The 13785-nt window shown below is 52.5% G+C and carries 10 protein-coding genes; 9 read left to right on the forward strand and 1 reads right to left on the reverse strand.

Annotated features, from left to right (window positions below):
• Positions 1-2: 2 nt before the first annotated feature.
• Positions 3-1334: an NADP-specific glutamate dehydrogenase gene (gdhA, locus tag ACRQV7_RS07380; protein ID WP_444660038.1), complete on the reverse strand. Its 1332-nt coding sequence runs from the start codon at positions 1332-1334 to the stop codon at positions 3-5.
• A gap of 346 nt (positions 1335-1680) precedes the next feature.
• On the opposite strand from gdhA, the gene glnA reads away from it, so the two are divergent.
• The 9 genes from glnA to purB all read left to right on the forward strand — a co-directional run bounded on the left by glnA (position 1681) and on the right by purB (position 13773).
• Positions 1681-3012 (forward strand): type I glutamate--ammonia ligase, encoded by a 1332-nt coding sequence (gene glnA / locus ACRQV7_RS07385; protein ID WP_275715582.1) that lies wholly within the window; start codon positions 1681-1683, stop codon positions 3010-3012.
• A 46-nt stretch (positions 3013-3058) separates the two neighbouring features.
• Entirely contained in the window at positions 3059-3601 is a 543-nt protein-coding gene (locus ACRQV7_RS07390; RefSeq protein WP_275715584.1) for an ANTAR domain-containing response regulator, read from the forward strand.
• 14 nt (positions 3602-3615) lie between these two features.
• Entirely contained in the window at positions 3616-4449 is an 834-nt protein-coding gene (gene dapF / locus ACRQV7_RS07395; protein WP_444660250.1) for a diaminopimelate epimerase, read from the forward strand.
• 42 nt (positions 4450-4491) lie between these two features.
• A complete protein-coding gene (locus ACRQV7_RS07400) occupies positions 4492-5712 on the forward strand; it encodes an LL-diaminopimelate aminotransferase (protein WP_444660041.1) in 1221 nt (406 codons plus the stop codon).
• A gap of 63 nt (positions 5713-5775) precedes the next feature.
• The gene (locus tag ACRQV7_RS07405) at positions 5776-6852 is read left to right on the forward strand and encodes a carbamoyl phosphate synthase small subunit (RefSeq protein ID WP_444660043.1); all 1077 of its coding nucleotides are present in this window, start codon (positions 5776-5778) and stop codon (positions 6850-6852) included.
• Positions 6849-10064: a carbamoyl-phosphate synthase large subunit gene (gene carB / locus ACRQV7_RS07410; RefSeq protein ID WP_444660045.1), complete on the forward strand. Its 3216-nt coding sequence runs from the start codon at positions 6849-6851 to the stop codon at positions 10062-10064. The genes ACRQV7_RS07405 and carB overlap by 4 nt, the downstream gene beginning before the upstream one ends.
• A 79-nt stretch (positions 10065-10143) precedes the next feature.
• Entirely contained in the window at positions 10144-10848 is a 705-nt protein-coding gene (gene purC, locus ACRQV7_RS07415; RefSeq protein ID WP_275715959.1) for a phosphoribosylaminoimidazolesuccinocarboxamide synthase, read from the forward strand.
• A 35-nt stretch (positions 10849-10883) separates the two neighbouring features.
• Positions 10884-12317 (forward strand): amidophosphoribosyltransferase, encoded by a 1434-nt coding sequence (purF, locus tag ACRQV7_RS07420; protein WP_444660251.1) that lies wholly within the window; start codon positions 10884-10886, stop codon positions 12315-12317.
• Positions 12318-12342: 25 nt separating this feature from the next.
• Positions 12343-13773 carry an adenylosuccinate lyase gene (gene purB / locus ACRQV7_RS07425; protein ID WP_275715594.1) on the forward strand — a complete coding sequence of 477 codons (1431 nt, stop codon included), beginning with the start codon at positions 12343-12345 and terminating at the stop codon, positions 13771-13773.
• The last annotated feature ends 12 nt before the right edge of the window (positions 13774-13785 follow it).

Consider the following 13785-nt stretch of genomic DNA (forward strand, 5'->3'; position numbering starts at 1 on the left):
TATTAAATGGTGCCCTGCGCAAGCATGGCATCCGCTACCTTGACGAAGCCCGCAATGTTGGCGCCCGTTACATAATTCTTCGGGCAGCCGTATCTTTCCGCGGCGTCGGAAGCGTTTGCGAAAATGTCTTCCATAATGCTCTTCAGTTTTACGTCGACTTCCTCAAAGCTCCAGGAAAGACGCATGCTGTTCTGGCTCATTTCCAGTGCGGAGGTTGCGACGCCGCCGGCGTTGGACGCCTTGCCGGGGGCAAACAGAACGCCGTTTGCCTGGAAGTATTCCGTAGCTTCAATGCTGGTCGGCATATTGGCGCCTTCCGCCACGGCGAATACACCGTTTTTCACGAGTTCTTTCGCGTCGTCGAGAAGCAGTTCGTTCTGGGTGGCGCAGGGAAGCGCAATGTCGCATGGAGTACTCCAAACGCCTTTGCCTTCATGGTATACGGAATTCGGGCGATATGCCCGATACTCGGACAGGCGTCCGCGCTTGATTTCCTTAATTTCCTTGATCGCCTTAAGGTCGATTCCCTCGGCGTCGTAGATCCAGCCGGTGGAATCGCTCATGGTCACGACCTTTCCGCCGAGCTCCTGCGCCTTCTGGCAGGCATAAATGGCGACATTGCCGGAACCGGAAATGTCGATGATTTTTCCTTCGATGGATTTGCCGTTTTTACGGAGCATTGCGTCGGTGAAGTAAAGCAGGCCGAAACCGGTCGCTTCCGTGCGGACAAGGGAGCCGCCGAAGGTCAGCCCCTTGCCTGTCAGAATCCCGGAGTATTCGTTCCTGAGGCGCTTGTACTGGCCGAACAGGTAGCCGATTTCACGGCCGCCTACGCCGATATCGCCGGCGGGAACGTCTGTGTCCGGTCCGATGTGACGGCAGAGCTCCGTCATAAAGCTCTGGCAGAAAGCCATGACTTCGCGGTCGGATTTGCCTTTCGGGTCAAAGTCGGAACCGCCTTTGCCTCCGCCGATCGGCAGGCCGGTCAGAGAATTCTTGAAAATCTGTTCAAATCCAAGAAATTTCAGGATACCGATGTTTACGGACGGATGAAAGCGAAGGCCGCCCTTATACGGTCCGATTGCATTGTTAAACTGAACGCGGTAGCCGCGGTTTACCCGTACGTTGCCTGCGTCGTCCACCCAGGCTACGCGGAACTTCACCTGTCTGTCCGGCTCGGTCAGCCTTTCCAGAATACCGGCTTTCTGATACTGGGAATTTTGCTCAATAACCGGAGTCAGGGACGTTAAAACTTCGGTTACCGCCTGAATGAATTCGGGCTGGCTGGGATTTTGCTGGATTACGTTTGCGAGTTGCTCTTTAACATAAGACATGGGTATATCCTCCTATATAAAATTGAGAACGGTATTATTCGACTTAATAATACTTCTCAATTCAACAGTTTAGCACAGCAAAAGCCCGGATACAATCATTTACAATTAAAATTTATAAAAAAATCCTTGCTTTTTGCAGGACAAGCGTATCAATTCTGCAAAAAGACGGAAAATAAAGGGGAACGATTGAAAATTTGTGCATTAAAATGAAATGTCCCTTTCAATTCGAAAAAGATTGACACTGCTTACAGAATATAATAGAATATACTTATTATTGAAATTATGTAGACAAGGAGGTTCTGTAAAGGAGCACCCTTGTTATTTTTATTTTCAGGGAGGTATCGATTTGAGTAAATATACAAAAGACGACATCATCAGGATGATTGATGAAAACAATGTGCGGTTTATCCGCATGCAGTTTACGGATATTCTGGGTACCTTGAAAAATGTGGCCATTACGACCAGCCAGATTGAAAAGGCGCTTGACAATCAGTGCATGTTCGACGGCTCGTCCATTGAAGGGTTCGTCAGGATTGAAGAGTCCGACATGTACCTCAGACCGGACCTGGATTCCTTTACCATCCTTCCGTGGCACACGCAGCACGGCCGTGTCGCCCGGCTGATCTGCGATATCTATAAGCCGAACGGAGAACCGTTTGAGGGCGACCCCCGCTATGTCCTGAAAAGGACGCTGAAGGAAGCTGCGGAGATGGGATACACGTTCAACGTGGGCCCCGAATGCGAATTTTTCCTGTTCAACACGGACGAATTCGGGCATCCCACGACCGTCACACACGATACTGCCGGCTATTTTGATCTTGGGCCGTCCGACTTGGGCGAAAGCGCGCGCCGCGATATCTGCCTGAATCTTGAAGAGATGGGGTTTGAAATCGAAGCGTCGCACCATGAAGTCGCCTTTGCGCAGCACGAGATCGATTTTAAATACAGCGAAGCGCTTTCTGCGGCGGATAATATTCTGACCTTTAAGATGGTCGTGAAGTCCTGTGCGGATTCTCACGGGCTTTGCGCCACCTTTATGCCCAAACCGGTTTACGGGCGCTGCGGCTCCGGAATGCATACCAACATGTCTTTGTTTAAAGACGGAAAGAATGCCTTTTACGATCCGGACAGCGAAACCGGGCTGAGCCATATTGCATATAATTTTATTGCGGGTATCTTAAAGCATATCAAGGGGATGTGCGCCATTACCAATCCGCTGGTCAATTCCTACAAGAGACTGGTTCCGGGCTTTGAAGCGCCCTGCAATATCGCCTGGACCTTAAGTAACCGCAGCGCGCTGATCCGTGTGCCCGCCTCCAGAGGGCAAAGCACGCGGGTGGAGTTGCGCAATCCCGATCCCGCCTGCAACCCTTACCTCGAGTTTGCGGTGCTGCTCGCGGCGGGGCTGGACGGAATCAAAAACGACCTGACACCGCCGGATGCGGTTGTCGCGAACATTTATGATTTTGATATCGGGGAAAGAGCGGCTGCGGGAATAGAGGCGCTGCCGACCGACCTCAGCATCGCCGTTTCGGAAATGAAGGCGGACCCTTTTATCGAAAAAGTCCTGGGCGACCATGTGTTTAACAAATACACCGAGGCGAAGGAAAGAGAGTGGTACGACTTTTCCACTACGGTTACGGAGTGGGAATTGGATCAGTATCTGAATAAATTCTGATTGGGCTGCAGTAAACACCACATTCCTTTCTACGGAGTTGTTAAAGATGAGCAGTATTCTTGTAGCGAATTCAAACGCGGATTACGCTAAAAAAATAGCGGCCGTACTCCGTACCGGCGGTTTGAATGTCAGTGGTGTGTGTACAACCGGCTCGCAGGTAATCGATTTTGCGAACAGACATTATCATGGAGGCGTGGTGGTCTGCAGCGTAAAGCTGATGGATATGCCGGCGCTGAACCTTCCGAGAACGGTCGGTTCCAATTACGATTTTCTGTTTATCGTAAAGTCCCAGCAGATGGATATTTCCGAATCGCTTTCCTGCGCCAGCTTAATCATGCCGATCAACCGGATGGACCTGATTTCTTCCGTGAATATGCTGCTGAATATTTCCGATTACAGCAGCCTTACCATTAAAAAGAAGATCGCCAGCGGGAACTTTGATGAAAAACAGGTGATTGAACAGGCGAAAAATATTCTGATGGAACGCAATAATTTTACCGAACCGCAGGCACACCGGTTTATTCAAAAGAAAAGTATGGATTCCGGCAAAAAAATGATAGAAACCGCAATGATTATTCTGAATTTATAGGGAGGTGGATTTTGTTGAAATTCACAAAGATGCAGGGCATCGGCAACGACTATATCTATATTAACTGTTTTGAGGAAAAAGTCCAAAATCCATCCGGGCTTTCCATAAAGCTCAGTGACAGACATTTCGGCGTCGGTTCGGATGGGATTATCTTAATTGAACCGTCCGACAAAGCCGACTGCCGTATGGATATTTATAACGCGGACGGGTCGCAGGCAATGATGTGCGGCAACGGGATCCGCTGTGTGGGCAAATACGTGTATGAACGCGGAATGGTAAAAAAGGACGTTCTGAAGGTCGACACCATGAGCGGCGTAAAAACGCTTTACCTGGATGTGGAGAACGGGAAAGTCGTTTCCGTTACCGTGGACATGGGAAGACCGGATTTTCGGGCCGGAAATATTCCGGTGACGTACCCCAAGGACCGGATGATCGACGAGCCTGTTGTGTTCGGTGAAACGGAATACAGGGTGACCTGCGTTTCTATGGGAAATCCGCACTGCGTGCTGTTTGTCGACGATGTAACCAAGGTGAAGATTGAAAAAATCGGTTCGATGCTGGAGTGCGACAAAATTTTTCCGCACAGGGCAAACATTGAGTTTGTCCAGGTGCTGAGTCCGGAAGAAGTGAACATGCGCGTGTGGGAACGCGGCTCCGGGGAAACCTGGGCGTGCGGAACCGGGGCGTGCGCCGTGGCGGTCGCCTGTGCGGCGAACCGGAAGACAGGCCGCAGTATAACCGTCCATCTCAAGGGCGGTGATTTGCATATCAAATGGGAAGAAAAGACGGATAAGGTATTGATGCGCGGTCCGGCGGAATTCGTCTTTGACGGGACGATAGAGATTTAGCTTCTGTCTGCCGGAAATCATGGAGGAAGGGAATGTAGTATTTTGTTAAAAGTGAACGAAAACTTTATAAAACTGCCCGCAAGCTACCTCTTTGTGGATATTGCGAAAAAGGTAAACGAATTTTCCAGACAGCACCCGGAAACGGAGATTATCCGCCTGGGAATCGGGGATGTTACCCGCCCGCTGCCGAAAGCGGTGGTAAAGGCCATGCAGGCTGCCGCGGAAGAGATGGGCCAAGCGGAAACCTTCCGCGGCTACGGCCCGGAAGCCGGTTATGAATTTCTTCGTACCGCGATCGCGGAAAACGATTTTATAAAGCGCGGGGTACAGATTGACATCGATGAGATTTTTGTCAGCGACGGCGCGAAAAGCGATACCGGCAGCATCGGCGATATCTTCGGCGTGGATAACGTGGTTGCGGTGTGCGACCCGGTTTACCCGGTTTACGTAGACACCAATGTGATGGCCGGAAGAGCAGGGGAGTACAGCGAGGGCAGGGGATGGAGCAGGATCGTTTACATGCCCTGTCGGAAAGAAAACGGCTTTCTGCCCGAGCTGCCCAAAGAACGCGTCGATATGATCTATCTTTGTTTCCCCAACAATCCTTCTGGTGTGGGAATCAGCCGCGGGGAGCTGAAAAAGTGGGTGGATTACGCGCTTGCGAATCAATCCGTTATCCTCTACGACGCCGCGTACGAAGCATTTATCACGGAAGAGGACATGCCGCACAGCATTTATGAAATAGAGGGCGCGAAAAAATGCGCGATCGAGTTCAGAAGCTTCTCAAAGACCGCCGGCTTTACCGGAACGCGCTGTGCGTACACCATCCTTCCAAAGGAACTGGTGTTTGGCGGAGTCTCTCTGAACAAGCTGTGGGACCGGCGCCAGTCTACAAAGATGAACGGTGTTTCTTATGTCGTCCAGCGCGGTGCAGAGGCGGTTTTCTCCGAGAAAGGCCGGCGCGAGGTCAGGGAAAATATCGCTTACTATCTCAAGAATGCCAGGATCATTGTGGACGGCCTGCAAAAGGCGGGATTTGAAGTTTACGGCGGCGTGAACTCGCCCTATGTCTGGCTGAAAACGCCCGACGGACTTACTTCCTGGGAATTTTTCGATCTGCTGCTTGAAAAAACCGGCGTGGTCGGTACTCCGGGTTCCGGCTTCGGAGTGGGCGGCGAAGGCTATTTCCGCCTGACTTCCTTTAACACGAAGGAAAATACGGAAAAAGCGGTGGAGAGAATCATCCGTTCCTTCAAAGCGTAACGAGCCGATTTGCTGTCTGAACAATCGCGATTGATGTTAATAATAAGAATGGTTGGTGATTAAATGAAAGCATTGCTGATGCTTGAAAATGGAATGACCTTTGAGGGAGCAGGTTTTGGCGATGAACATGACATCCTCTGCGAGGTCGTGTTCAACAGCGCCATGTGCGGCTACACGGAGCTGCTGACCGACCCGTCCTATGCGGGGCAGGGGGTTGTCATGACCTATCCTCTCATTGGAAATTACGGCATCTGCTATGATGATACGGAATCTACAAAGCCGTGGCTGCGGGCTTTTATTGTACGGTCCGTTTCCGGCGCGGCCAGTAATTTCCGCTGTGACGTGGATTTGAACACCTTTTTGAAGCAGAACCACGTTCCCGGCATTCAGGGGGTGGATACGCGCACCGTCACGAAGGTGCTGCGTGAAAGCGGCACCATGCGCGGCATGATTGCTTACGGAGATCAGATTGATCCCTCGGCAATGAAAAAACAGATCGACGCCTTTGTGCTGGAATCCTGCGTCCCTCTTGTCAGCGGCGGGGAACAGAAGGTGTACGGCGACGGGCCTGTTAAGATCGCTCTGGCGGATTATGGGGTGAAGAGCAACATTATCCGTTCGCTTGTGAGGCGCGGCTGTACCGTAAAATGCTTCCCGTACTACGCCTCGTTTGAGGATATGATGTCTTTTTCACCGGACGGCATCATGCTCTCCAACGGCCCCGGCGACCCGAAGGAGTGCACAAAGGCTATTTCCGAACTGAAAAGGGTGTACGCTCACGGCGTCCCAACCTTTGCGATCTGCCTGGGACATCAGCTGATGGCGCTTTCTCAGGGATTTGATACTTATAAATTAAAATATGGCCATAGAGGAATTAATCACCCGGTCAAGGATTTAAGTACCAACAGGGTGTATATTACTTCCCAGAACCACGGATTTGTGGTCAATGGTGACACGATCAATCCTTCAATAGCCGACGTCCGCTTTATCAGCATGAATGACGGCAGTATTGAGGGATTGAACTATAAAAATGGAAAAGTGTTTTCTGTGCAGTACCATCCGGAAGCTTCTCCGGGCCCGCTTGACACAGGCTTTCTTTTCGATCAATTTCTCAAGCTGATAGGAGGAGGCCAGATATGAAGAGAGCAGATATCAAAAAGGTAATTATCATCGGCTCCGGCCCGATCATTATCGGTCAGGCCGCGGAGTTCGACTACGCCGGCACACAGGCCTGCCGCGCGCTTCGCGAAGAGGGCGTAGAGGTCATCCTGATCAACTCAAACCCGGCGACCATCATGACGGACAAGCAGATCGCCGATAAGGTTTATATTGAGCCTCTGACCGTTGAAACCATCAAAAAAGTAATTCTCAAAGAAAATCCGGACAGTATCCTTCCGACCCTGGGCGGCCAGAACGCGCTGAACCTTGCGGTGGAACTGGAGGAGTCCGGCTTCTTAAAGGAAAACAACGTGGAAATGATCGGCACGAACGCCGATACCATCCGGATGGCAGAGGACAGGGAGCTGTTCAAGGAAGCCATGGAGCGCATCCAGCAGCCCTGCGCGCAGAGCGCCGTTGCGGAAAATATTGAGGACTGCGTCAAAATCGCGAGGAAAATCGGTTATCCCGTTGTTGTGCGCCCCGCGTACACACTGGGAGGAAGCGGCGGCGGCATCGCGGCCGACGAAGAGCAGCTGCTCTCGATCGCAACACTCGGCCTGCACCGCAGCCGTGTGAACCAGGTGCTGATTGAGCGGTGCATTTCCGGCTGGAAAGAAATCGAGTACGAAGTCATGCGCGACCGCAACGGCAACTGCATCACGGTCTGCAACATGGAAAACTTCGACCCCGTCGGCGTCCATACCGGCGACTCCATTGTCGTCGCTCCCTGTCAGACGCTTGCGGACAAGGAAACGCAGATGCTCCGTTCCGCCGCGCTTGCCATTATCCGGGAGCTGAAGGTGGAAGGCGGCTGCAACGTTCAGTTCGCTCTGAATCCGAAGAGCTTTGAGTATTGCGTGATCGAAGTAAATCCCCGCGTGAGCCGTTCTTCCGCGCTTGCCTCCAAGGCGACGGGCTACCCGATCGCGAAGGTGGCTTCCAAAATTGCGCTGGGCTATACGCTGGATGAAATTCAGAACGCCATTACGAAAAAGACCTTTGCGTGCTTTGAGCCGACGCTGGACTACTGCGTGGTGAAAATTCCGAGATGGCCGTTTGATAAATTTGTTTACGCCAAACGCAGCCTGGGCACCCAGATGAAAGCGACCGGCGAAGTCATGGGGATTGCCCCGACCTTTGAAGCGGCTTTGATGAAATCCATCCGCTCGCTGGAGCAGAATGTTTTCAGCCTGCTCGACCCCAATGTCCGCAGCCTTACGAACAGCGAGCTGGAGCAGCGGCTTTATGTCGTCGACGACCGGCGGCTCTGGGTGGTTTCCGAAGCGTTGAGGCGCGGCGTGACCCCGGAAAAGATTCACGATATTACGAAAATCGATCTCTGGTTCCTGGACAAGCTGCTCTCGATCATCGAGGTCGAAAAAGCTTTTGCCACGCGGCCGATTGATAAGGCCCTGCTTCTGAAAGCAAAGGACTTTGGGTTCCTGGACAAAACCCTGTCACAGTTAAGCGGCAAGACCGTAGAAGAAATCCGGGCAATGGAAGACGAGTGGGACATCCATCCCATCTATAAGATGGTCGACACCTGCGCGGCCGAGTTCGACGCGGAAACGCCGTACTATTACTCCAGCTACGGCATCCAGAATGAATCCGTACCGCAGAGCGACAGAAAGAAAATCCTTGTTATCGGTTCCGGTCCCATCCGTATCGGGCAGGGGATCGAGTTCGATTTCTGTTCCGTACACAGCGTCTGGGCGCTGAGGGACCTTGGCTATGAAACCATCATCGTCAACAACAATCCGGAAACCGTCAGCACGGACTTTGACATTGCGGATAAGCTGTACTTTGAACCGCTGACCGAAGAGGATGTGCGCCATATTGTCGATCTGGAAAAACCGGACGGCGCCGTCGTGCAGTTCGGCGGACAGACCGCCATCAAGCTGGCCGGGGCCATTGAAAAAATGGGGATTCCGATTCTCGGGACCTCGTTTGACAGCATTGATGAGGCGGAGGACAGGGAGCGTTTTGATAAAATCCTGTTTGAATGCCAGATTCCGCGCGCAGAGGGCCGTATGGTTTTTACCTGTGAAGAAGCCATCCGGGCGGCAAACGAGCTGGGCTACCCGGTGCTTGTCCGGCCTTCCTATGTGCTTGGCGGACAGGGCATGCATATCGCGTATGCCGACGAAGACATCGTCGAGCAGATCGGCATCATCAACCGGATTGCGCAGGAGCATCCGATTCTGGTGGATAAATACATCATGGGCACCGAGGTGGAGGTCGACGCCGTCTGCGACGGAATCGACTCGGTCATTCCGGGCGTCATGCAGCATATTGAGCGCGCCGGTATCCATTCCGGGGACAGCATTTCCGTTTACCCCGCCATCGGCGTACCGAAGGATATGCAGGAGCTGATTGTGGAGTATACCCGCCGGCTCGCGAAGGCGCTGAAGGTCAAGGGACTGCTGAATATTCAGTTTATCGTCAAGGATCAGGAAGTGTATGTCATCGAGGCAAACCCGCGTTCCTCCAGGACCGTGCCCTATATCAGCAAGGTGACGGGGATCCCGATCGTACCGCTGGCTGTCGGCACCTTCTTTGGCAAGACCCTGCCGGACATGGGCTACCACTACGGGCTGCAGAAGGAAAAAGACCTGATCGCCATCAAAATGCCGGTTTTCTCCTTTGAAAAGCTTTACGGGGCCGACGTCAATCTTGGTCCGGAAATGAAATCCACCGGCGAGGTGCTGGGAATTGCACGTACCTTTGACGAGGCGCTGATCAAGTCGTTTTACGGCGCGGGCGTACACATGATTAAAAACGGCAGGGTGATTTTTACCCTGAAGGACAGCGATAAGGAAGAGGCCCTGCCCATTGCCAGGGGGCTTTACGACCTTGGTTGGACAATCTACGCTACGGCGGGAACCTCCGATTTCCTGAACGACCACGATATCCCGACGATCCGCACCAATAAGATCGGGACGGGCAGCCCGGATATCCTTGACCATATTACCTCGGGCAAAATCGATTTAGTCATCAATACTCCGTCCCGCGGGGTGGTGCACAACAGGGACGGCTATAAAATACGCAGAAACGCGGTGGAATCCGGCATTCCCTGCCTGACTTCGCTGGATACGGCCAATGCGTTCCTGACCTGTGCCCAGCACGTGGAAACCACTCAGCTTTCCGTGATTGATATCACGAAGGTTTCCAAGTTCCTGAACTTTATCTGACAGCTCCATTCAACAATGGATAAGAAAAATCCGCGTATTCAGATCATGGATATAAATGAGTTATAGGAGGAAAATAATGATGAAAAAATGTGAACTTCTTTATGAGGGCAAGGCAAAAAAGGTTTATGCAACGGATGATAAGGACTACTGCATCGTCGATTACAAGGACGACGCAACCGCCTTTAACGGACAGAAAAAGGGGACAATCGTCGGCAAAGGCGTTGTCAACAACAAAATGTCCAATTATTTGTTCCAGCTGCTGGAAAAACACGGTATCAAAACGCATTTTGTCAAAGAATTGAGTGACCGGGAAACACTTGTAAAGAAGGTCAAAATCGTCCCTCTTGAGGTAATTGTCCGCAATAAAGCGGCCGGCAGCCTCGCAAAAAGGCTCGGCCTGGAGGAAGGCACCCCGATGAAGAGCACCGTGCTGGAATTCTGCTATAAGAATGATGAACTGGGAGACCCGATGGTCAACGAATATCACATTCTCGCCGCCGATTTCGCCACAAAGGAAGAAATCGATCAGATCAGCGCCATGTCGCTGAAGATCAACGAAATTCTGAAAGAGTTTTTCCTCTCTGTCAACATCGAGCTGATTGACTTCAAACTGGAATTCGGCCGCTGCGCCGACGGGATTATCCTTGCGGATGAAATTTCCCCGGATACCTGCCGCTTCTGGGATGTCAACACCCACGAAAAACTTGACAAGGACCGCTTCCGCAGAGATTTGGGCGGAGTGGAAGAGGCTTACGCCGAGGTAATGAAGCGCATCGGCTTATAATGTATAGGGATGGTGAGTATTTGAACAGCTCTGTGATGGATTACGATCTTTCCAAACCGCACGAAGAATGCGGCGTTTTCGGAATCTATTCCGACGGCGGGACGGCGCCCGCCTACGCTGCTTACAACGGGCTTCTCGCTTTGCAGCACAGGGGGCAGGAAAGCTGCGGAATTGCCGTCTGCGACCGCGGGGTGATTTCCTACTCGAAGGACATGGGCCTTGTCACCGAAGCGTTCAACGATAAAATCCTTGACGATCTTGTCGGCCAGATGGCGGTCGGCCATGTCCGCTATTCCACTGCGGGCGGCAGCGTGCGCGAAAACGCCCAGCCCCTTGTCATGCGGTATATCAAGGGAACCCTCGCGATTGCCCATAACGGGAATCTGACGAACGCCTATGAGCTTCGCCATGAGCTGGAACACAGGGGATGTATTTTCCAGACGACGATCGATACCGAAGTCATCGCCTATATCATTGCGCGGGAGCGCGTGGACGCTCCTTCGATTGAGGAAGCCGTCCACCGCGCGCTTCCGAAAATTCAGGGCTCGTATTCCCTCGTGGTCATGAGCCCGCAGAAGCTGATTGCCGCGCGCGATCCGCACGGCTTCCGGCCGCTTTGCATTGGCAGGCTTGACAATTCCTATGTCTTTGCGTCCGAAACCTGCGCGCTGGACGCGTGCGGGGCGGAGTATGTACGCGACGTGGAACCGGGGGAAATCGTTGTTGTGGACAGCAACGGTCTGCGTTCCATCAAGGACCCTGTAAGCGTGGAAAAATCGCTCTGTGTTTTTGAGTATATTTATTTTGCGAGAACGGACAGCTACATTGACGGGAAAAGCGTTTATGAGGCAAGAAAGGAAGCCGGGCGCCTGCTTGCAAGGCAAAAGCCGGTCGAAGCGGATATCGTAATAGGCGTGCCGGAATCCGGAATTGACGCCGCGATCGGTTACAGCGAGGAATCTGGTATCCCCTATCAGAAGGGGATTGTAAAGAACAGCTATATCGGGCGGACGTTTATCAAGCCAAGCCAGTCCGAGCGGGTGCGCAGCGTACGGATCAAGCTGAACGCGCTTTCCTCCTGCGTAAAAGGGAAACGGGTGGTTATGCTGGACGATTCCATTGTACGCGGAACAACCAGCGCTCGCATCGTCACCATGCTGAAGGACGCCGGGGCGACGGAGGTCCATCTCAGGATCAGTTCTCCGCCTTTTTTATGGCCGTGCTATTACGGAACGGACATTCCGTCCAAGGACGATCTGATTGCCTGTCAGCACAGCATTGAGGAAATCGGGAAGATGAGCTTCGCGGATTCCATCGATTTTCTGCGTCTTGACAATCTGCCGAAAATGATGGGAGGGTGCAGCGGTTTCTGCGACGCGTGCTTCTCCGGAAAATATCCCGCGCCCGTGCCGGATTATCTGATTGCAAATAAGAATTATGACTACTGCACACCGATCAAACGGCTGTAAAATTCCTGTTTGGAGGATCATATCATTGAAAAATACTTATGAATCACCGCTTTCGTCGCGCTATGCGGACGACGAAATGAAATATTTGTTTTCACCGGATAAGAAATTCAGAACATGGCGCAGGCTGTGGATTGCGCTGGCGCAGGCTGAAAAAGAACTCGGGCTGAACATCACGCAGGAACAGATTGATGAAATGATCCGGTTCCAGGACGACATCAATTATGAGGTCGCCGAAGCGCGAGAGAGGGTGGTGCGCCACGACGTGATGTCGCACGTCTATGCCTTTGGGCAGCAGTGTCCGAAGGCCATGCCGATTATCCATCTTGGCGCGACGTCCTGCTATGTGGGCGACAACACGGACATTATTATCATGACGGAGGCTCTGCGGCTGGTAAGGAACAAGCTGGTCGGCGTAATCCGCGTACTTTCCAAATTTGCCGTGCAGTATAAGGACCTGCCCACGCTGGCGTTTACCCATTTCCAGCCGGCCCAGCCTACCACCGTCGGCAAACGGGCTACGCTCTGGATTCAGGACCTGCTGATGGATTTGGAGGATGTGGAGTATCAGCTTTCCAAGGCAAAGCTTCTGGGCTCCAAAGGCACAACCGGCACACAGGCCAGTTTTTTGGAGCTGTTTGACGGCGACCACGAAAAAGTGAAAAAGCTGGACGAACTCATTGCCGAAAAGATGGGCTACACTTCCTGCTTTGCGGTATCCGGCCAGACGTATTCGCGCAAGCTGGACAGCCAGATGCTTTCCGCCCTGAGCGGGATCGCGCAGAGCGCGGCGAAATTCTCCAATGATATCCGCCTTTTGCAGCACCTGAAGGAAGTGGAAGAGCCATTCGAGAAAAACCAGATCGGTTCCTCGGCGATGGCCTATAAGCGCAATCCGATGCGCAGCGAGCGAATCGCTTCCCTTTCCAGATATGTCATGGTCGACAGCCTCAACCCTGCTATCACGGAGGCGACGCAGTGGTTTGAGCGTACGCTGGACGATTCCGCGAATAAGCGCATCAGCGTCCCGGAGGCGTTCCTCGCCGTGGACGGTATTTTGAACCTGTACGCGAACGTCGCCGACGGGCTGGTTGTTTACCCGAAGGTAATCGAGCAGCACCTTTTAAGGGAGTTGCCGTTTATGGCGACGGAAAACATCATGATGGATGCCGTCAAGCGCGGCGCGGACCGCCAGCAGCTTCACGAGAGGATCCGGGTGCATTCCATGGCCGCTTCCAAGGTGGTCAAGGAAGAGGGCGGAGAAAACGACCTGCTTTCCCGCATTGCTGCCGACCCGATCTTCGGTGTGACGCTTGAGGAGCTTTACGCGATTGTCAAGCCGGAAAAGTATGTGGGCAGGGCGCCGCAGCAGACGGAGGAGTTTATTTCCGAGGTAGTCGGCAGGGCGATTGCGCCTTACGAATTTGTTCCCGATGAAAAAACGGAAATAAATTTGTAACTGATACAGCAA

The organism is Caproiciproducens lactatisolvens (genome assembly GCF_052443335.1).
Taxonomy (GTDB): Bacteria; Bacillota; Clostridia; order Oscillospirales; family Acutalibacteraceae; genus Caproiciproducens.

What these genes read in the sequence shown, in the direction of transcription:
- purC (WP_275715959.1), top strand. Translation starts at nt 10,144, where the DNA reads ATGAAAAAATGTGAACTTCTTTATGAGGGCAAGGCAAAAAAGGTTTAT.
- purF (WP_444660251.1), top strand. Translation starts at nt 10,884, where the DNA reads ATGGATTACGATCTTTCCAAACCGCACGAAGAATGCGGCGTTTTCGGA.
- ACRQV7_RS07405 (WP_444660043.1), top strand. Translation starts at nt 5,776, where the DNA reads ATGAAAGCATTGCTGATGCTTGAAAATGGAATGACCTTTGAGGGAGCA.
- carB (WP_444660045.1), top strand. Translation starts at nt 6,849, where the DNA reads ATGAAGAGAGCAGATATCAAAAAGGTAATTATCATCGGCTCCGGCCCG.
- ACRQV7_RS07390 (WP_275715584.1), top strand. Translation starts at nt 3,059, where the DNA reads ATGAGCAGTATTCTTGTAGCGAATTCAAACGCGGATTACGCTAAAAAA.
- gdhA (WP_444660038.1), bottom strand. Translation starts at nt 1,334, where the DNA reads ATGTCTTATGTTAAAGAGCAACTCGCAAACGTAATCCAGCAAAATCCC.